Source organism: Candidatus Methanoliparum sp. LAM-1 (assembly GCF_020885915.1).
Taxonomy (GTDB): Archaea; Halobacteriota; Methanoliparia; order Methanoliparales; family Methanoliparaceae; genus Methanoliparum; species Methanoliparum thermophilum.
Genome location: NZ_AP025251.1, coordinates 562470 through 581367 on the forward strand (window position 1 = coordinate 562470; position 18898 = coordinate 581367).

General features: G+C 35.8%; 23 protein-coding genes. 7 read left to right on the forward strand and 16 right to left on the reverse strand.

Features of this window, described 5'->3' with window-relative positions:
- Window positions 1-14 precede the first annotated feature (14 nt).
- Window positions 15-914, reverse strand: a complete 900-nt coding sequence (locus LPC15_RS03135; RefSeq protein WP_229235262.1) for an NAD(P)H-dependent flavin oxidoreductase — start codon at window positions 912-914, stop codon at window positions 15-17.
- Between the two features lie 145 nt (window positions 915-1059).
- Between LPC15_RS03135 and LPC15_RS03140 the strand changes: the two genes are divergently transcribed.
- Window positions 1060-1755 (forward strand): ArsR family transcriptional regulator, encoded by a 696-nt coding sequence (locus tag LPC15_RS03140; RefSeq protein ID WP_229235263.1) that lies wholly within the window; start codon window positions 1060-1062, stop codon window positions 1753-1755.
- A 6-nt stretch (window positions 1756-1761) separates the two neighbouring features.
- Here LPC15_RS03140 and queC read toward each other — a convergent pair whose 3' ends face one another.
- Genes queC through LPC15_RS03155 form a run of 3 tightly spaced genes read right to left on the reverse strand, consistent with a single transcriptional unit; the run spans window position 1762 to window position 3452 of the window.
- Entirely contained in the window at window positions 1762-2448 is a 687-nt protein-coding gene (gene queC / locus LPC15_RS03145) for a 7-cyano-7-deazaguanine synthase QueC (protein ID WP_229235264.1), read from the reverse strand.
- Window positions 2441-3112, reverse strand: a complete 672-nt coding sequence (locus LPC15_RS03150) for a 7-carboxy-7-deazaguanine synthase QueE (RefSeq protein WP_229235265.1) — start codon at window positions 3110-3112, stop codon at window positions 2441-2443. The genes queC and LPC15_RS03150 overlap by 8 nt, the downstream gene beginning before the upstream one ends.
- On the reverse strand, window positions 3072-3452 hold the full coding sequence (locus LPC15_RS03155) for a 6-pyruvoyl trahydropterin synthase family protein (protein ID WP_229235266.1): 381 nt from the start codon (window positions 3450-3452) through the stop codon (window positions 3072-3074). Before LPC15_RS03155 ends, LPC15_RS03150 begins: the two co-directional genes overlap by 41 nt.
- Before the next feature lie 134 nt (window positions 3453-3586).
- Here LPC15_RS03155 and fae point away from each other — a divergent pair, with 134 nt between their 5' ends.
- On the forward strand, window positions 3587-4096 hold the full coding sequence (gene fae / locus LPC15_RS03160) for a formaldehyde-activating enzyme (RefSeq protein ID WP_229235267.1): 510 nt from the start codon (window positions 3587-3589) through the stop codon (window positions 4094-4096).
- Window positions 4097-4146: 50 nt separating this feature from the next.
- Here fae and LPC15_RS03165 read toward each other — a convergent pair whose 3' ends face one another.
- The 9 genes from LPC15_RS03165 to LPC15_RS03205 all read right to left on the reverse strand — a co-directional run bounded on the left by LPC15_RS03165 (window position 4147) and on the right by LPC15_RS03205 (window position 12270).
- Entirely contained in the window at window positions 4147-4863 is a 717-nt protein-coding gene (locus LPC15_RS03165; RefSeq protein WP_229235268.1) for a sugar phosphate isomerase/epimerase family protein, read from the reverse strand.
- A 130-nt stretch (window positions 4864-4993) separates the two neighbouring features.
- Window positions 4994-5875, reverse strand: a complete 882-nt coding sequence (gene pheA, locus LPC15_RS03170) for a prephenate dehydratase (protein ID WP_229235269.1) — start codon at window positions 5873-5875, stop codon at window positions 4994-4996.
- A gap of 3 nt (window positions 5876-5878) precedes the next feature.
- Window positions 5879-7135, reverse strand: coding sequence for an MBL fold metallo-hydrolase (locus tag LPC15_RS03175; RefSeq protein ID WP_229235270.1), 1257 nt, complete (start codon window positions 7133-7135; stop codon window positions 5879-5881).
- Between the two features lie 8 nt (window positions 7136-7143).
- Window positions 7144-8139, reverse strand: a complete 996-nt coding sequence (gene amrS / locus LPC15_RS03180; protein ID WP_229235271.1) for an AmmeMemoRadiSam system radical SAM enzyme — start codon at window positions 8137-8139, stop codon at window positions 7144-7146.
- Window positions 8136-9098, reverse strand: a complete 963-nt coding sequence (gene thiL, locus LPC15_RS03185; protein WP_229235272.1) for a thiamine-phosphate kinase — start codon at window positions 9096-9098, stop codon at window positions 8136-8138. The genes amrS and thiL overlap by 4 nt, the downstream gene beginning before the upstream one ends.
- Complete coding sequence (locus LPC15_RS03190) at window positions 9095-9970, reverse strand: damage-control phosphatase ARMT1 family protein (protein WP_229235273.1); 876 nt, start codon at window positions 9968-9970, stop codon at window positions 9095-9097. The genes thiL and LPC15_RS03190 overlap by 4 nt, the downstream gene beginning before the upstream one ends.
- Window positions 9960-10688, reverse strand: a complete 729-nt coding sequence (locus LPC15_RS03195) for a cobalt-precorrin-4/precorrin-4 C(11)-methyltransferase (protein WP_420709489.1) — start codon at window positions 10686-10688, stop codon at window positions 9960-9962. Before LPC15_RS03195 ends, LPC15_RS03190 begins: the two co-directional genes overlap by 11 nt.
- Window positions 10679-11296 carry an SAM-dependent methyltransferase gene (locus LPC15_RS03200; protein ID WP_229235275.1) on the reverse strand — a complete coding sequence of 206 codons (618 nt, stop codon included), beginning with the start codon at window positions 11294-11296 and terminating at the stop codon, window positions 10679-10681. The genes LPC15_RS03195 and LPC15_RS03200 overlap by 10 nt, the downstream gene beginning before the upstream one ends.
- Window positions 11290-12270 carry a GNAT family N-acetyltransferase gene (locus tag LPC15_RS03205; protein WP_229235276.1) on the reverse strand — a complete coding sequence of 327 codons (981 nt, stop codon included), beginning with the start codon at window positions 12268-12270 and terminating at the stop codon, window positions 11290-11292. The genes LPC15_RS03200 and LPC15_RS03205 overlap by 7 nt, the downstream gene beginning before the upstream one ends.
- Before the next feature lie 376 nt (window positions 12271-12646).
- Between LPC15_RS03205 and LPC15_RS03210 the strand changes: the two genes are divergently transcribed.
- Entirely contained in the window at window positions 12647-13627 is a 981-nt protein-coding gene (locus tag LPC15_RS03210; protein ID WP_229235277.1) for a sulfurtransferase, read from the forward strand.
- Window position 13628: 1 nt separating this feature from the next.
- On the opposite strand, the gene LPC15_RS03215 is transcribed toward LPC15_RS03210, so the two are convergent.
- Entirely contained in the window at window positions 13629-14420 is a 792-nt protein-coding gene (locus tag LPC15_RS03215) for a nitrilase-related carbon-nitrogen hydrolase (protein ID WP_229235278.1), read from the reverse strand.
- Window positions 14421-15315: 895 nt separating this feature from the next.
- Between LPC15_RS03215 and LPC15_RS03220 the strand changes: the two genes are divergently transcribed.
- The 4 genes from LPC15_RS03220 to LPC15_RS03235 all read left to right on the forward strand — a co-directional run bounded on the left by LPC15_RS03220 (window position 15316) and on the right by LPC15_RS03235 (window position 16925).
- Window positions 15316-15462, forward strand: a complete 147-nt coding sequence (locus LPC15_RS03220; protein ID WP_229235279.1) for a hypothetical protein — start codon at window positions 15316-15318, stop codon at window positions 15460-15462.
- Between the two features lie 90 nt (window positions 15463-15552).
- Entirely contained in the window at window positions 15553-16134 is a 582-nt protein-coding gene (locus LPC15_RS03225; protein ID WP_229235280.1) for a fibronectin type III domain-containing protein, read from the forward strand.
- 11 nt (window positions 16135-16145) lie between these two features.
- Complete coding sequence (locus tag LPC15_RS03230) at window positions 16146-16661, forward strand: hypothetical protein (protein WP_229235281.1); 516 nt, start codon at window positions 16146-16148, stop codon at window positions 16659-16661.
- Window positions 16662-16781: 120 nt separating this feature from the next.
- Window positions 16782-16925: a hypothetical protein gene (locus tag LPC15_RS03235; RefSeq protein ID WP_229235282.1), complete on the forward strand. Its 144-nt coding sequence runs from the start codon at window positions 16782-16784 to the stop codon at window positions 16923-16925.
- Between the two features lie 155 nt (window positions 16926-17080).
- On the opposite strand, the gene LPC15_RS07025 is transcribed toward LPC15_RS03235, so the two are convergent.
- Together LPC15_RS07025 and LPC15_RS03240 are read right to left on the reverse strand one after the other, a co-directional pair.
- On the reverse strand, window positions 17081-17194 hold the full coding sequence (locus LPC15_RS07025) for a MetS family NSS transporter small subunit (protein WP_420709490.1): 114 nt from the start codon (window positions 17192-17194) through the stop codon (window positions 17081-17083).
- Window position 17195: 1 nt separating this feature from the next.
- On the reverse strand, window positions 17196-18716 hold the full coding sequence (locus LPC15_RS03240; protein WP_229235283.1) for a sodium-dependent transporter: 1521 nt from the start codon (window positions 18714-18716) through the stop codon (window positions 17196-17198).
- Window positions 18717-18898 lie beyond the last annotated feature (182 nt).

Sequence of the window (18898 nt, forward strand, 5' to 3'; positions counted from 1 at the left end):
TACTCCTCTTACGATTAATTTTCTCGATTCATCATCTCTTTTATGACGTCTTTTACTTTTATCACCTTTTTTATCATACCAACATTTTGTCCAGCCCAAATAGCTCCGTTTTTTATATCTCCATCCAATATGGCAGATCTTGCAAAATTTATATCAAAAAGAGATTTATCAACTTTCTCTTCCCTTGTCAATGCTTCAAACCATTCGTAAAATCCGTTTTTTATCACTCGAGCTGGAAATATACCTCGGGCTATAACCTCCGTCGAGTCTGATTCTGCATTTATGATAGCTCTTTTGTAGTTATCATGAGCGATACACTCTTCTGTTGCAATAAACCGCGTCCCACACTGAACTCCGTCCGCTCCGAGCGCCAGGACAGATAAGAAATTATTGGAATTTACGATGCCTCCTGCAGCAATAACAGGAATTTTCACGTTATTCACAATATTTTGAACTAATACAGAGGTTGTTATCTCCTCTTTTCCTATGTGACCACCCGCCTCAACACCCATAGCTACAACCGCATCGACACCTGCATCTTCAGCCCTTTTAGCGTGTTTTATATTTGTAACCACATGGATCACCTTTATACCTTCTTTTTTAAGAATAGAGGTAAACCAATTGGGATCACCAACAGATGTTGTAACGATTGGTATCCCTTCTTCTATCACAATTTTTACAATCTCATCAGAATTTGGGTTCATTATTGGTATATTAACACCAAAAGGTTTCTTTGTTAATCCTTTCATAATCTTGATCTCTTTTACCAATCCTTTTGTGGTTATCGGACTTAATATACCAAGGCCACCTGCATTTGATACGGCAGAAGATAATTCAGCTGTTGCAACCCATGCCATAGCACCCTGTATTATAGGATATTTTATTCCCAATATATCACAGATATCTATATCCATTTTATCACAATCTATATCTACTGTTATTATTACTATTTAAATATTGATAAAAATTTATATACTATAATATCATCTACTGTTATTATTACTATTTAAATATTGATAAAAATTTATATACTATAATATCACTAACAATATGTTAGTGATGAACACGATCGATGTATCTGAACTCTTCGATATATTAGGAAATAAAACTAGGAGAGAAATTATTAAATTACTCTCTAATAAACCTTGTTATGTAACAGAGATATCAGATAGGTTAAACATAGCACCAAAAGCGGTAATACGGCATTTAAAACTTTTAGAAGATGCTGGTCTTGTAGAATATTACAATACGGATCAGAATAGAAAATATTTTAAGATTTCAAGCAACATTTATTTAAATATGATTATAACAGCACATAGAGTAGGCATAAATGCTGTTCCGTTGAATATAAGGTTGAGAGGAGAAGAATACATACCGTTTGATCTCGACATTATGGCAAAAGTTCTTGAGACAGACAAAAGAGAGAATATTTTAAAGATCAAGTATCTTACGAGAGAGATAAATAAATCGATAGAGATTGAAGATTACTTAAATTCTACCATTCATCAGATCGAATCCCGTATTGCCAGCCTGGAAAAGGAGCTGTATAGCTATATAGAAGAGATAGACGGTTTGATGAAAGAAGAGAAAGATATTCTAAAATTGATATCTAATAAAGAATATGCAGAGGAAGAGATAATAGATATTTTAGATTTATCTCCTTATACTGTAGAAAAAAGTCTAAATAGCCTCTGGACAAAAGGGCTCATTTTAAAAAAAATAATAAACGGCGAAGAGTTCTGGTCGATTATATAATCGATCTTATTTCTTCTTCCTGATCTCTGCATATACCTCTTTTATAGCATTTTCTCGTAAAATACAAGAATCACATCGTCCACATGGCTTGTCTCCGTCATCATAACAACTCCAAGTCATCTCGATGGGAACGCCTAAATTCAAAGCCGTCTTTACAATATCTTTTTTTGTATAAAATAAGAACGGTGCTTCAATCCTGATTGTTCTTCCTTCTACACCTTTTTTGGTACCTAGTTTAACAAGGTTGTTAAAAGCATCTATAAACTCAGGCCTACAATCAGGATACCCTGAATAGTCTATACAGTTTGCCCCATAAAAAACAACATCCGCATCGATCACTTCTGCGTATGCGATCGCTATCGACAGAAATATAGTATTTCTGGCTGGAACGTACGTAATAGGAATATCCTTACTATCTAATATCTCTTCTACATTTTTTTTATTTGGTATGTCTATATCTGATGTCAGTGCAGAACCACCTATACTTCTAAGGTCTATCTTTATAAATTTATGATCTTTCACACCAACTAACTTACCTATCTTTTCTGCCGCATCTAACTCTCTTCTATGTCTCTGACCATAGTCAAAAGAGACTGCATAGACTTCATAATTCATATTCTTGACGAAATATGCAAGAGTACTGCTATCTAACCCACCAGATAAAAGAACAACAGCTTTTTTACTCTTAGACACATCTAACATCTCCAAATACAATTTTATGCTGTTGAAGTATGACTCTTACATCTAAAAGATCCTTTTTACATCTATCAAACAACCATTTAAAATCTTTTGGATTGTTATTACCGAGCTGCGGTTGGAATATACATAAACATCTTGGTTTATATTTCTTTATTATATCTACTGCATAGATGTAATCCTCTTCCGAATCTATTACAAATTTCAGTTGGTCTTTCTCTTTTAGAAGAGAGATGTTAGATAACAAATTTTTCTTTTCTTCACCTGAACTTGGACACTTTATATCCATACTGATCATAATCTTTTTATTTAGAGATTCTATAGGATAACTCCCATTAGTCTCTATTATAATTTTATAGCCCTCTTTTACCAATTCTTCGATTAAAAATCCTGTATCTTTCTGCATCAAGGGTTCTCCCCCTGTTATACATATCCATCGGCCTTTATCCCATCCGTCTTCTTTTATCTTTTTGATTATATCAAATATAACAATCTCTTTAAAATCGTGCTTAGCATAGTTGGTATCACACCATGAACAGGACAGATTGCATCCGCCAAATCGTATAAAATACATCAACTCTCCGATCAGTCTGCCCTCGCCTTGATGAGATATAAAAAATTCACAGATATTTAGCCTCTTCTCTTTTATAAAACTCTGCATAAGATCGTGGATTCTCCCATACCCTCACTTTTTCTACTTCTAACGATGGATTTTTCCTTCTTAAAGATTCTAATTTTGTAAATATCAACTCAGATAAGTTTTCACATGTAGGTTCTCCATCTATTAGTATTAACTTTGTTTTTATATGATGCGCAAGATCGTCTCTCTTATTTAGCACAATAGAATGATCAAACTCATTTACTATATCTTCTATCTCACTAAAATCAATCAACAACCCACTATCTTTATCTTTTTCTCCTGAAATCCATACCTGAACACGCACATCGTGACCGTGTACATTTTCGCATTTACCTTTATAATTCAATATTCTATGTGCCATATTTACATAAATTTCTTTGTATACACGCATGTTTATCCTATCTTTACAATCTTTTATTTATCTTTATTCATCCATTTTCTTTAATAAATCGAAAACCTTTTTAATAAATAGATAAAATATAAAATAAGATAAAAATGTGTGATACAACAGTAGAAAAAAGCTTTATTGGAGAAGCACTCGTTGGTGAAGGCGACGAAGTTGCTCATATAGATCTAGTTATCGGATACAAAGGTGGACCTGTAGATTATGCATTCTCTTCATCATTAGCAATGCCGCGTATGGGTCATACACCCCTTTTAGCAGTATTGGAACCAAACCTTATGCCAAAACCAGCCACTTTGATAGTCAATAAAGTAACTATTAAAGGGGAAAAACAGGCTAGTTTGATCTTTGGTCCTGCTCAAGCTGCGATTGCAAAAGCCGTTGCTGATTGTGTAGAAGAAGGCATAATACCCAAAGAGGATGTGGATGACCTACTTATAATCGTGTCTGTATTCATCCATTGGAATGCAGAAGACAAGAAAAAAGTGTACGATTATAATTATAAAGCAACAAAATTGGCAATAGAGAGGGCAATATCTAATAAACCGAGCATCGATGAGGTTTTGTCCAAAAAAGATATGGCAAAACATCCTTTTGCATAATTTTTATAAATTCTTAATTTTTTATCTTTATTCTTGAACAATCCAGGTTACTATAAAAATTTGGACAGAATTTGTATACTCTCACAGAGATGATCTTTATTTTTAACCTCGATAATAGCATCCTTATCCTTTAACAATGGTATTACCTGTGAAAAATCTATCTTTCCAAGTCCGATGCCTAAATGTTCATCATCTCTTCTATTATTATCATGGATATGTAATTCGACGGGATTACATGATAAAAAGTTTTCTAATTCTCCACTTATTGCCGCATGACCTATATCTAGGATAAGAGGGATACCATATAACTCGTTTATCTCTCTATACTCTTCAGCGGTTCGTATAAACGAGAATGGCCAAAACATGTTCTCTATCGCTATCTCGATGCTGTATTCGATACTTATATTATCAGTTATATAAGATAAAGAGCGCCTATGAGACTCTACAAATCGCTCTTTAAAAGGATCGATAAAGTAGCCCGGATGTATCACCATTCTTTTAGCATCTATCAAAGATGCTCTCATAGCGTAATCTTCTATAACGTCAAGACAGGCCGTCCTGATCCTTTCTAAATTACTGGAGATATTTATGTCGTTTGTTGGAGCATGTACCGTGTATTCAAAATCAAAAGAATTTAGCGTATCGTTCGGTATATCATGGCATTCCGCATAGATCTCTACTATCTCCACGTATCTCTGGTCAGCCAAATAGTTTAAAATATCTGAAATATCTGATTCGTAATAAGGGAGTGTTGATATGCCAATCATACTTCCTCCATCTTTTCTAAAGCACATCCTTCCTTTGATCCATCACAGATCATCCCTGCAACGATACTCGCCATATTATTCACCGCCGTGCCTATTATCTTTGTTTATCAATATCGTTCAAAAACAGTTCTTAAGATTCTAAACAGATGTACGAACCCAGAGTTTTAAAGAAAGATGTTTTTTTTCCAAGATTTTCTATCGCCTCAATGCATTTTTTATCTTCCATATTTCCTTCAAAATCTAAAAAGAAAAAATATTCCCAATTTTTTTCTCTGTTAGGTCTGGATTCAAGCTTAGATATATTTATATTCCTCTTTGCCAGTTCTCCGATACAGCTATATAAAGCACCTGGAATATGGTACGTCGAGAATATGATCGTCGTCTTGATAGGGATATCGAGATAATCGGAAAGGTATCTCAATTTGGTTTGCGGATTCTTGGATATAATAAAAAAACGGGTATAATTACGATCGTTGTTTTCTATACCCTCTTCCAATATTTTCATATTGTATATGCTCGCTGCCTTCTTAGATGCTATTGCAGCCTCTGATTTATCGTTATGCTCTGAAATAATCCTCACACTTCCGGCAGTATTGTAAGTAGGAATTTTTTCCCATCGATATCGATCGATAAAATTACTACATTGCTTCAATCCCTGAATGTGAGAATATATCCTCTTTATATCTTCAATCTCTGCATCCTTATGACTTATTAGACAATGTACGACTCTTAATTTAATATCCAAGACCGCATAGACATTATATTTTATTAATAAATCATACGTCTCGCTTATAGTGCCCTCCTGTGAATTTTCAATGGGTAGAATACCATAATCTACCCTACCTTCATCTACCGATCTTACAACGTCTTCAAAAGAAGAATATGGTATCGTTTTTAATCTACTTTTAACTCCACTTAACTCTGCTATCACATCTTTGTTTTTTAACACCGCTTCTTCGCTGAATGCCCCATGTTCTCCCTGAAATGCCACCAAGAGATTGCCAGAACTCATCGATTAAGCTACTGATATATTGTATGTATCGTTTGTACACGGAGCGATTGCCTTACATCCGATTTCTTCTTTTATATACTCTGCAAAAGCTTCACTTTTTTCTTTCTCGCCATGAACTGTAAAGAATAAATTTACTCCTTTATCAGCCATTCTCTTTACCATACTTTTAAGCTCTTTATCTCCCGAATGTGATGAAAAATCGTACTGCTCCACTGTTGCTTCTATTTTAACAAGATTTCTGTTTAACTTGACAAGACCTTTTTCCAGTATCATCCTACCATTGGTACCCTCAACCTGGTATCCCGTAAACATCAATTTGCTTTTTGGGTCTTTATATATCTTTTTCAGATAATTTAAAACTGGACCCCCATTGGCCATACCAGCCGTTGTTACGATTATAGATGGTTCATCGAATATTCTCTTTCGAATCTTTCTATTTACCAGAGACGCGTTATTAAACGACATCTTAAGAAGAGACGAATTTTTTATGAATGAAGGATGGTTTAATATTATATTAGTCGCTATTATACCCATCCCATCAAGATATGGTGAGATATTGTGTTCTCCCAATATCGAAAGGATTTCTTGTGTCCTATTTATTGCAAAACAGGGAATTATAACGCTTCCTCCATCTTCCATCGTCTCTTTTATAGATTTTATAAATCTATCTTCAAGCTCCTTTCTCGGTGTATGATCTTCTCCAAAATAGGTACTCTCTATTATTCCAACATCCGCGCCAGGAAAACCGTTTGATCCTCTGATGAGCTTAGTATCGATAGAATTTGTATCCGATGAATAAAATAAGGATATATCCTTCTTAATTAAAATAGAAGACGATCCAACGATGTGCCCTGCATCTAAAAAGGTACATGAATAATCATCTATTTTAAACTCATCATTGTAACAAACTGTTTTAAGCTTAGACATCAATAGATCGACATCATCTGTAGAGTATATATGTCTATTTTTTCCTGATTTTTTATTATTCAACCTTATCGAGTCGTCTAAAAGAAGTCTCGTAAAATCAGCCGTTGGCGCTGTAGTAAAGACATTTTTTGTCTTTCTTAAGAGAGGAGCCGATCCGCAATGATCTAAATGACCATGTGAAATAAGTAAATAATCACAATCACTCATTAATGGAAAAGGATCGTCTCCAGCCGTCTGTAATCCATAATCCAGGATTATCTTATCATCTACCAATATTGCCGACTTACCTATCTCGCCACATCCGCCTAAAAATTTTATTTTAATTTCTATCACCTCTTTTTTTAAATAATTAAATTAATTTTAAAATTACATCTGGGACATTTTTCATCCCTTATTTTATTATCAAGAATGGAAAAACCGCTTCTTTTTATAAGAAGGGCTCCACAATTCGGACAATAAGTATTATCTCTATCACTATGAACGTTTCCAAGATAGACATATTCTATACCCTTATCCTTTCCTATCTCATAAGCCCTATTTAATGTCTCAATAGGAGTTGGAGGGACATCCAACATCTTATATTGAGGATAGAACGCTGTAAAATGTACAGGGATAGAAGGATCTAATTCTACTACCCATCTGCAAAAATCCTTGATCTCTTCTTCATCATCATTGAATGTAGGTATAACAAGATAAGTTATCTCAAGATGTATGCCCAACTCTTTAATCAATTTACAAGTTGTTAATACAGGCTCTAACTTTGCATGGCATACTCTTCTATAAAAATCATCTCTAAATGCTTTTACATCCACGTTTGCCGCATCTAAATACGGAGATATCTCTTTTAATGCTTCTTCTGTGATATAACCATTTGTAACGTAAGATACTGTAAGATCATCTTTTTTTGCAATCTTTGAAGTATCATATGTAAACTCGTACCATATCGTAGGCTCGTTGTATGTCCAAGAGATACCATCTGTATTATACTTTTTAGCTAAAGATACGATATCTTCAGGATGTAATTTTTCTAATGGATAATCATCTATCTTTGCAGCCGATATCGAGTAATTTTGACAATGAAGGCATCTAAAATTGCATCCAACAGTCCCAATAGATAAAACCCTTGATCCAGGATGAAAATTATATAATGGTTTTTTTTCTATAGGGTCTATATTGATAGAACTCACTAAACCATAATTCAGCACGTATAATCTGCCATCGATATTCTCTCTGACTTCACATATACCTCTTTTGTTTATACCGATCTTACAACGATGGTTGCAAGTATTACATTGGACTTTATTGCCATATACATCATAGAACATCGATTCTTTCATGTTTTTACCATATGATCGTAGCCTTTATCCTCTACAGTAACTTTTTTACCTTTATTTTTTAAAATTATCTCTTTTTCTTCTGTAGCAGTACCTATAACATGAATTTTTCCTGATAACTCTTTTATTTTTTTTATCTCGCTTAAATCTTCCTCTTTAATAGTAAAGAGCAATCCATAATCCCCTCCACCATATAACAAAACATCTAAGTCAATATATGAAGCTAAATCCGGATCTATAGGGATTTTATCATAATCTATGAGAAAACCAACGTTGCTTTTTCGTGCTATGTTATGTATAGATCTTGCAAATCCATCACTCGTATCTATACAGGAAGTTGCAAAATCAGCAAGAATTATACCTTCTCTAACAAAAGGGTTTTTAACCGATATTTTTGCCCGCATTAGATCTTTTAGTCTATCCACTACAACGGCAGACTCGTTTATAAGATTAATGGACGCTGCCGCACCGCCTAACGTACCGATTATACAGAGCATATCCCCCTCAGATGCACCATTTTGTAAAACGACTTTTTCAGCCTCACCTAACGCAGTACCCACAATGGTAAGCTCGAAATGCTTATCTATATCCCCGCCAACAAGATCTAAAGAATACTTCTTACAACATTCAAAAATTCCAGTTACTATCCCTTCGAAGAAATCAAACGAGGTATCTTCCTCCAAGCCTAATGCCATTAAGATACACAAAGGCTCTGCACCCATAGCTGCCAGATCACTCAAATTAACCGCAACAGACATCCAACCGATATCTTCAGGGGTTAATATAGTAGGAAAATCTGCTTTTTTATGAAGCATATCTGTCGTTGCTACTAAAAACTTCTTACCAAGAGACAAGACAGCTGCGTCATCACCTATTCCTTGTATCACCCTTCTGTTTTTATAACATACCTTATCAGCGATCTTATCTATCAGCCCCCTTTCTCCAATATCTGTGATCTTCATCTGATGATAAATTTAGCAATCAATGAACCTTTAGGAACATTACTATTATAAGCAACTGAATAACATTTTACTCTTAGGATATATATTAATCTTTCTATAAATTTATATTCAAAAGATGAGATTGTCTCATAGTTACCCATACCTTTTGAAATTATTAGATACTCTGGATTCCAGAGATACTCCAAAAAATCCTCGTTTGCTTCATCCAGCAAAACACCTACGGCATGCCCGGACGGGGAAATCTGGCAAGTAAATCCTAATTCTTTAACATCATCTATAGTAGCATCGTTGATAACAGGGGAATCTTTTGGTGATAATACAACCTCTTTATCCATCTCTTCTAACTTATCGACTACAAATTTATCAAACACGACCTCTCCTGCATTATCTAGTAGATATAGTATCTTATCGCTATCTGTAATCGCTTTCTCCACCTTATCTAAATTTCCGATCAAACTCTCGTTAAAAATTTTATAGAATTCTTCCTCGAACTGTTTGTTTGAAAAAGTATGATCCTTGATACCATACTCCATAGAATTTCCCACAGCGGCAATTCTTATAAGTGTCTCAAATTTGTTGGTACTCTCCTCATATAACCTATTAACCAACGGTAAAAGTCTCCTAGCCGACTCGTTAGCCTCCTTTTTTAATGAATAATAATAATCCCTATTTCCCGTCCTCCATTTAACAATTCTGTCCCTATAAGTACCAAAGAAAGCAGGCGAAAGATCTTCTTCACAATGTGATCCTATAAATCGTAATATCTCGGCTAAAGTGCTAATTTTTCCAGACTCATCATCTTTAAACGCCAAATCGCACTCAAATTTTGACCTATTTATCATACATGGAATACATTCAGATTTAATCTTCATCCTTCTCTTCACCTCTATAAAGCAAAGATCGTTTTTTATTCCCTTCTAGCCACACTATTATAACGGCGGTTCGTTTTATACCTGCAGACTTTACTTTATCTATTATATCTTCTGTATCTCCATCTATTATAATTTGATCAACTCTCGATGCATGATAGACGACGGATACAGGCACGATACCTCTATTCTTTCTAATTTTCTCGACCAATTCTTCTAATAGCCCTATGCCGAGAAGAATAACAAGAGTAATTGGAAGCCTGGCAAGTTCTTCTATAATATCTTTATCAAGAGTCTTTCCAGCAGGCCTGGTAATAACAACGGTTTGGGATATTCCAGGGATTGTGAGTTCCTTTTTAAGCGCAGCCGATGATGCAAATACGGAAGAGACTCCTGGTATTATTTCTACATCTATATCTCTCTTCTTTAATTCCGTTATCTGTTCATCTAATGCACTATAAATAGAAGGATCCCCAGATTGTAGCCTAACAACGGTTTTACCATCATCTACGGCTTTTGATATTATATCTACAATCTCTTCTAAGGATTTTTTATAGCTATCTATCTTCTCTCCGTTAAACTCTGAGATAATATCTTTACTAATGATAGAACCGGGATATATGATTAAATTTGCAGTTTTTAAGACTTTTATAGCCTTAAGAGTGAGTAATTCAGGATCTCCCGGTCCAGCTCCAACAAAAAAAATTTTTCTCACATCCATCCCACCAATGTAGTAAAATAATCACTCTCTTCAGGAATATCAAGATTATAAAGGATCTCTTCGTCATCCATATAAGCCCTTTTTACGAGAGCAAAATCGTTATACCCATATCTTTTAAACTTGTTGATAATATCCCATGGCCTCTTTACTTTCAAGACAACGATGACTTTTTCGCCAGTATATTCTTCGGAAATTTTTTTTTCTGTAGTAACAAGCATCGGTTGATCGATAAACACACCAATCTTTGAAAATATAGATGTAGATATAGATATCCCTGGAATTGTCTGTATTTTAATACTGTTATTGATCTCTTTGACTTTTTCAACTATATGTTGGAAGGTTGAATAAACCATAATATCTCCAATAGCAGCAAACGCGATATCTTCATTCTTACATCTTCTACAAAATTCTTCCGTTAAGGAAGAGATTACTCCATCCGCCTTATTGTTCATGGGAATATCTACTAATCGAGGATCACAGTATCGGCTGATAATATTATACGCCAATCTTCCCGGAGCAATTACCTCATCTGAGTTTTTTAAGACTTTTATAGCCTTAAGAGTGAGTAATTCAGGATCTCCTGGACCCAATCCAACACCTATCAACATTTTCTCGATCCTATTATCATAAATATCGGATTTATTGGATGAAATGCTATATCTTCAGCCAAAGAATAACTTTTAGAGATATTTATCATTAGAATTTCATCAAATATCTCTTTATCGTTCATCTTATCAACAATTTTAGAAGCAACACCCAACCGTGCCGCGTTAAAAATAATCTTTTTTGCTTTATCAGCTGCAGCATTAATTATCTTATCATAATATTTAGTCCCTCCAACGAAGACTTTATCATAATCGTACTCTTCAAGAAACTCTGCCCCATCCATATTGAATAATTCCATATTATCCATCTTGATTTTATCCAAATTTTTTATTGCGATCTTATCTAAATCGACAGAATAAACCTTATTAAAATATTTTGACATGGATAAGGAGACTTTTCCGCTACCGCACCCTATATCAACGAATATCTCATCTCGATTAGGATCAAATTTCTTTATTAATATGCCTATTATCTCATCTTTGGTCTCCTTTCCATCAACCTTGCGTTCATACATCTGTACAAGCATTCCCTTTATCTGTTCGTAAGGTTCACCCCATCGCTTAAAATCATATTTTTTTAAGATTCTCTCACAAACCGTATCGTTGGCAAGCGCATTTACATAATTTCTTTTACAACCTTTTTCCTTTGCAAAATTTATAAACTGCTCATACATTGCCTGAGCCGCACCGGTATTTCTATATTCTGGTAAGACTGCCTGTTGTTCTCCAAAACAGCCTTTTTCCGTTATGATAGCTTTATAACACCCTATTAATCTACCATCCTTTCTTACACCAAAATAATAGTAACCCTCTTTAAAATCCGATAAAACCTGTTCTCTCGTATATTGTCTATACATCCTCCATTCAAGAGGATATTTTTCTGCAGTACTCCACACAGCCTTATACACATTAACGATCTCATCTACATCTTTTTCATCCAAAAGTTCTACTTTTAAGTCATCTTCTTCATTATGCATATATTATCACTTTTAATTTGGATCTTTTACAATAAAAACTTTTTCTAAAGAGATATTTTTAAAAATTTTTAGATTTACTATTTATTATATGTGCTGACACCTGTATGATTATGGTTAGCTTATAAAGATCAGGGAAAAGAGGCGAGTCATTGATAAAAGAGAAAAGAATAATCTATGAGATATACAATAGAAATTGGAAGAGTATAGAATAATGAAAAGTTGGTAAAGAGTTCCTCGTCTCTCTAGATTTCCTATAGTCCTGGGATAAAGAACTGAAAGAGATGAATGTAAAGAAGATAAGGTATGATGCTTAGTTTTAGTTTGATATAAACAAAAATAAAAAATTATATATAGCAGCATTTTAATTATATGATATATGAAGAATATTAAATATAAAGCAATTTTTATTACTTCTTGTTTTTTAACCGCTTTATTCGGCAGCGTCTTTTTTGTAACAGGATCTAGTATCGACGAAAAAAATTCTCCTTACTCTGCAAATAAAGAAGGTATAATTAAATGGGTCTCGACCGACTGGCTTCTTGATCATTTAAACGATGATAACTTGGTGGTGATCGACGCTCAGCCAACAATTTGGGATTATACGAAACTACATATTCCCGGAGCGATCTACTTAAACGAGAACATATTTAGGATACATAAAGGTTTGAGTCCATCTTCTTATGCACCACCCGAATCGATAGAACCAATATTTCAAGAAATGGGATTGAAAAATACTGATAGCATAGTAGTATATAGTGGAAAAGGAGGGCATTCTGGTAAGGGCGATGGTCTTGAACAGACGCACGTGGCATACTGTCTTGCACGTTATGGAGCGAAAGAGGTGTATGTTTTAGACGGAGGATTTGAAAAATGGCTCGAGGAAGGCAAGCCGACAACACAAAAATACGGTGAGACTCGAAGATCGAATTTCAAAGTAGAAGATAGATCGAAAGAGTATACAATCTCTATATACGAGCTGAAGAAGATAAAAGACAATCCCAATATAGTTCTTATCGATGCCAGACCTAAAGCTGTCTATGAGGGTCAAGGACCGTGGAGTAAGCCCGGTCATATTCCGGGAGCGATAAATCTTCCTTGGATTGAACTGTACGATGAAGACAATCCGAGATTATTGAAGACCTCAGAGGAGATAGAGGCTATTCTGAAAGAGAACGGAGTCACTCCTAACAAGTTGATCATATGCTCATGCGGCACGAGCAGAGAGGCAACATCTGAATTTATTGTGCTGAAATGGTTTTTAGGTTACCCGAACGTCAGAATTTATGAAGGATCGTTTACAGAATGGACTGCGTATCCAGATAACCCGACTGAAACAGGCCTATATCCTTATAAATAAGCTAAGATATCGTTAGTTTTTGTCCGTTCGATCCTTTATTTTTGATCTTATAACATTCTTCTTTTCTATCTTCAAGGTAAAAACATTTTTTTCGCTCAAAATCTACTTTATTGATATCTATATCTGTTGTTAACAGTTCTTCATCCTTTCCACCTTCCATAACTACCTCTCCTGTGGGATCTATAACTATAGAATGTCCAAAAAAAACATCTTTATCATTTACACCGACACTATTACATGCAACGATAAATATCTGGTTCTCTATCGCCCTTGCTTTTAACAATATCCTCCAATGATTTAATTTAGGATGTGGAAAATTAGCAACGACATAGATAATCTTTGCTCCATTAATGCAGAGATTGGTGATAAGTTCTGGAAACCTTATATCGTAGCATATGACGACTGACGATTTTATATTATTGAGATTGAAGAGTAACGGTTTACATCCCGAAGAAAATTGTTTATCTTCGTCCATAGGTCTAAATAAATGAATCTTCCTGTATTTACCTAAGATAATATTTTTTTCTAATATAACAGCTGTATTGTATATACATCCGCCAAATTTTTCCATAAAAGAAAAGATTATGCCTATATTCGAATTTTTAATTAATGTTTTAATAGTATAATCTTCTATACTCTCCGCATTATTTATATTTCTACCTATAAAAAGCTCTGGTAGAACGCAGACATCTGATCCTCTCTTATCAGCCGTTTTTATGAATTCTAGTGCTTTATCGATATTTTCTTTTTTATTATCTTGTACAATATCTATTTGGGCAAGAGATATTCTCATAGATAACCCACTTTACATACCTGTCATTTTCAGGCATTCCGCAAACTATAAGAATGTTATCCGAAAGATCCTCTATTGGTGATACAAAGGTTCTGTGTAACTGATAGCAGAAATATAAACAACATAATTGCTATCTGAAATGATAATACTTATAGTTTTTCTTTTATTCAAATATATGTATAGATGAGTGGAAAAAGAGGAAAGATAGTATCTTTAAGTGATTTGACTATTTTCAAGTAAAAGGATCGGTCACACAATATTAGGACAGACAAAGGGAGAGGAAATTGGCAAATTCCTTATCATCCTGTATCTTCACATAGATGGTTGTAGCCATAAAACTCCGTCCTAATACTGGCACTTGTTTAGATGTATTCGTTTGAGGATCCCATGAATACTCACGGTTAGAAGTGAAAGATATTTTCCTTTGCTCCTTGGTACTCATCTTTGGATCTCATCAAATATTATTTTTTATTGCTCTCGGGAGGGAATCATATTTATCTTTTTACACTTTTTCCCCGTTTCATCCCACCATATTTTGAAATACTTTATATCCAACGATCCATGCTCTTCTCTATATTCCATTTTATCACACCCCACACTTGATGACTCGGTGAATGTCTTAGGGTAGATGAAATATAGTCCTTAAACCTAACCCTTGCTATTGGTATGTGGTTTATCAGTATTAGGATATCCCCATAATACAAATATTGCTAAATTGATTGAGTAAACTTTGAGCAGTCGCTATATTTATCGTTCCTCTATATGTCCAAACATTCTTTATCTTTTCTTGTCTGCTCGTTCAGGATATTATCCAAAGATCTCCAAAATGATTTAAATTAATTATTTATATACAAAACGGCATACATCAATATGATAAAAAAGTGTGGTGTTTGCTGTGATAGCCATTATAGCCATAGAGACAAAACTCTCTATGGCTATAATGGAGTCGTTACCTATGAGAGATCCTTTACAATATGGTTATCCTGAGAAGATCTCGGGGGTAAGGAATTTTTCTCCACCGAGATGCTCTATAATGCTGTAAAAGATGGAGACGGAAAAGGTCTTGTCTTTGATCTAGGCTCTGCGCCCTTGACACTTTTGGATGGCAGCACGGTTGATCCTGCTGAGATCTATGGAACGATATATAGGTTCCTATCCATTCAAATCACAGGAGAGCGCTTATGACTATAAAAGGTTCAGAACGAGCACATCCATAAACGAAGGTAGGGCAACGATACCTGTAGGTTATCTATTGCAAGAAGGACACAATAGTGAGGATTGGAGCTACTGGGGAACGATAGCGATAAGGTTTGAGCTCTATGGGGAGATGGCGAATAAGGATAGACAACTTGGAACTTACGATATATTTGTCAGTTTTATTAAAGACTCTGCAGGTAATTTTCTAAAGTTGCCATCAATTGTTGAGGGGCCATTTGTTAATATGGTCAGAAGTGATGAGCCAACCAGCGTGTTGATATCTTTCAAAACAATTGAAGAGGGGATAGGAAAAGCTGTAGTAGGAAATAAAGAGTATGAAGAGAGTGCTGCTAGAAAGAATCATGAGATAAAAATAGAGGGATTGATGCCAGATACGAAATACTATTACTATGTCTCTTTTAATGGCGTTCCATCTCCGGTGTGTTCCTTCAGAACAGCTCCGAAAAAAGGAGATGGAGAGGTAGTCTTTGCATATACCGGAGACAGAAGATTTTGAAACTGAGCTCTATGCATGAAAGCAGGCAGTGGGGAGCGTCTGGCACTCAGTGCCTGTCTACCCTGCTAAGGATCTATGATGATGGTTCTAAGTATGGAGCCGAGCTTGACAGATGGCCATATAGTACAGATAGTGCAGAAGCTGTCTTTGCCAACGAATTCTTCAACCCTACCAATGGACCACAAACCAGCGATGGGAGAAGACCAACATACAAGGAGAATGTCTATTCATTCCAATATGGCCCTGTTAAGATTATAGCATTCAACAACTACTGGTTCTCATCAAATCCTGAAAAATATGGAGGATTGCCAGAGGGCTATATCATGGATGATCAGCTAGAGTGGATAAGAGATGAGCTTGATAGCGCTGAGAGTGATCTAATTACCAGGTATGTTATTCTTTTCGCTCAGGAACCGGTTTTACCAAATGGAGGATACATTGGAGATGCTATGTGGTACGATGGAGACAATAATGCCAGAGGATATACAGTCAGTGACAATAAAGTTCTCCCAGAAAAGAGGGGATAATCGATGTGAGAAACGAGCTCATAAAGGCTGCTGCCAGTAGTAGCAAGGTTGTGGCGATTCTGGGCTCTGTGCCCCCCGTGAATAGCTCCTGGTAAAAAACTTGATGTGATCGGTGTTTGTATGCAATACAAGGATCATTTGAGGCCGGATAGAGCTAACGAGTGGGATGGTAGAGGTGATACTGAACAACATCTCTCTATTGTTAAAGACGATGAAATTTATGAGGTTCTTTCTCAGCGGTGTTGTGGAATAACCTTAGGATAACCCTGTTCTCGCCAGGTATATACTGCTTTGCAGAGTTCATTGGCTAAATATGCCTTACTTTGGTCCCTCTGTTCTGGGTATAAAATGACACAGCTTTGTAGTGCTGCTTTCTGAGCTTTTGATCTACATTGGTAATAGCACTCTTTATATTTCTTTCAATCGGTGTACTCACTACCTTTGCGTAAAGCTATCCAGACAAAGAGGGCAGTTCCGCCATAAAACACAACACAACCTATGACTAACATCACTATAGCTGCAGGATCTAGCATATCACACCTCCTTTTTGCTCTTTATGAGAGAGAATATCACAGCTAGAACTATTGGCATCACTAAGAACCCCCAGAAACCGATAAGCTCTGCCGTGATATCATAGGCTAGCACGCTATCTGTCACTCCTATCCCCCATACAACATTTTCACCTGTTATCTCTGCGATCAGCTGTGGAAGCATGGCAACTATACAAAGAGCTGGTGCCACAACCTTTACTAACCAGTCAAACCATCTCCCAAGCTTTATAGTAGATATGGAGTTGAGATGCTCTCTGACCCTATCAGCTCCATAGACCCATCCCACTATTAACATAGCCACCACACCAGTCAATAGTATACCTATAAAAGAGACTGCTCGGTCTATCATGTCCAGCCAGTATATCCCAGCTCCGGTAGTGTATATAAGGCCAATTAAGAACCCAGCCAGGCATACTATGCCTGTAGCCTTTGATTTTGTAATATCCCATTTATCTGTTATCGCTGTTGTTATAGCCTCTGTCATAGAAAATGCTGAATCTATACCAAGGAACCATAGACATAGGAAGAATATAAAACCTGTTAACCTCTGCCCAAATGGCATCAGAGATACTGCTGCAGGATAGGTCTGGAAAGCTAAACCTAGCCCTCCAACCGCAGGAGGGATTATCCCAAGGGAGAAGAGCATATATCCTATGACACTGAAAACAGCAAATCCGGCAAGGAATGCTGTTCCTGAATCGGCAAAAGCGATTATTAAAGCGTTATTAGTTACATCAGACCTCTTTGGAAGATAACTCCCATAAGCATACATTACACCCATACCTATACTGAGAGTGAATGCAATCTGCCCGAATGCTGCCACCCAGATGGATGCATCTCCTAAAGCTGAGAGGTCTGGTGTTAGATAGAGGTTCAGACCATCAACAGCCCCCGGCAGGGTAAGACCTCTTATAGTAACAATTGCAAGTAACAACCATGGTACGATTACAGTGAAGTAAACAACCTTACTCACCCTTCTTACACCTTTGTGCAGGATAAAGAATATTGCTACCCATGTTAAAATGCTACCAAATATTGCAAGCAGATTAAAGCTACCAAACTCAAAAGGTCCTCCGGTTATACCAAGAAAATTATTGAAGAACTGAGGGCAAGCCTCTGCAAGAGCAGTACCAGCTGTCTCCCAGCTCAGAAAGATGGAGAAGCCCATGTAGCATACAGCCCACGACATTATCATCACATAGTACGTGCTTAGGAAAAATGAAAGAAAAACAGGCCACCATCCAGCCCATTCCCATTTTTTTCCGATCTTAGAAAAAGATCCTGGCGCGCCTCTCTGCATTACGTGTCCCATACCGAGCTCTGTGAGGAACCAAGGTATGCCTAAAACGATTAGTCCGATCATATAAAGTATCAAAAATGTCCCTTGTCCATAATTATAGCACATTGCTGAAAAACGCCAGAGATTGCCCAGACCTATGGCTGAACCTATTGCAGCAAAGATGAAAGCACTCCTTGAAGTCCACCTCTCTCTTTCACTATCCATAGATCAATGGTAGATTTTTGTTATTTTAAAAACTTTTTGTTATTTTAAAAACTATTTGAGAATTTTGCATAAGAATTATGAAAAATAAGAAATTGCGTTTTAAGTATTAAGATCTTCCCTATTCTATCGTTGAGGATTGTGTAACTCTTACTGCGCTCTATGAATCCTTGCAAATTAATGAT

Coding starts and splice junctions, on each gene's coding strand:
- LPC15_RS03135 (WP_229235262.1), bottom strand. CDS start 914: ATGGATATAGATATCTGTGATATATTGGGAATAAAATATCCTATAATA.
- LPC15_RS03140 (WP_229235263.1), top strand. CDS start 1,060: ATGAACACGATCGATGTATCTGAACTCTTCGATATATTAGGAAATAAA.
- LPC15_RS03150 (WP_229235265.1), bottom strand. CDS start 3,112: ATGCAGAGTTTTATAAAAGAGAAGAGGCTAAATATCTGTGAATTTTTT.
- LPC15_RS03155 (WP_229235266.1), bottom strand. CDS start 3,452: ATGGCACATAGAATATTGAATTATAAAGGTAAATGCGAAAATGTACAC.
- fae (WP_229235267.1), top strand. CDS start 3,587: ATGTGTGATACAACAGTAGAAAAAAGCTTTATTGGAGAAGCACTCGTT.
- LPC15_RS03165 (WP_229235268.1), bottom strand. CDS start 4,863: ATGATTGGCATATCAACACTCCCTTATTACGAATCAGATATTTCAGAT.
- pheA (WP_229235269.1), bottom strand. CDS start 5,875: ATGAGTTCTGGCAATCTCTTGGTGGCATTTCAGGGAGAACATGGGGCA.
- amrS (WP_229235271.1), bottom strand. CDS start 8,139: ATGAAAGAATCGATGTTCTATGATGTATATGGCAATAAAGTCCAATGT.
- thiL (WP_229235272.1), bottom strand. CDS start 9,098: ATGAAGATCACAGATATTGGAGAAAGGGGGCTGATAGATAAGATCGCT.
- LPC15_RS03190 (WP_229235273.1), bottom strand. CDS start 9,970: ATGAAGATTAAATCTGAATGTATTCCATGTATGATAAATAGGTCAAAA.
- LPC15_RS03195 (WP_420709489.1), bottom strand. CDS start 10,688: ATGGATGTGAGAAAAATTTTTTTTGTTGGAGCTGGACCGGGAGATCCT.
- LPC15_RS03200 (WP_229235275.1), bottom strand. CDS start 11,296: ATGTTGATAGGTGTTGGATTGGGTCCAGGAGATCCTGAATTACTCACT.
- LPC15_RS03205 (WP_229235276.1), bottom strand. CDS start 12,270: ATGCATAATGAAGAAGATGACTTAAAAGTAGAACTTTTGGATGAAAAA.
- LPC15_RS03210 (WP_229235277.1), top strand. CDS start 12,647: ATGAAGAATATTAAATATAAAGCAATTTTTATTACTTCTTGTTTTTTA.
- LPC15_RS03215 (WP_229235278.1), bottom strand. CDS start 14,420: ATGAGAATATCTCTTGCCCAAATAGATATTGTACAAGATAATAAAAAA.
- LPC15_RS03225 (WP_229235280.1), top strand. CDS start 15,553: ATGGAACGATATATAGGTTCCTATCCATTCAAATCACAGGAGAGCGCT.
- LPC15_RS03230 (WP_229235281.1), top strand. CDS start 16,146: ATGCATGAAAGCAGGCAGTGGGGAGCGTCTGGCACTCAGTGCCTGTCT.
- LPC15_RS03235 (WP_229235282.1), top strand. CDS start 16,782: ATGCAATACAAGGATCATTTGAGGCCGGATAGAGCTAACGAGTGGGAT.
- LPC15_RS07025 (WP_420709490.1), bottom strand. CDS start 17,194: ATGCTAGATCCTGCAGCTATAGTGATGTTAGTCATAGGTTGTGTTGTG.
- LPC15_RS03240 (WP_229235283.1), bottom strand. CDS start 18,716: ATGGATAGTGAAAGAGAGAGGTGGACTTCAAGGAGTGCTTTCATCTTT.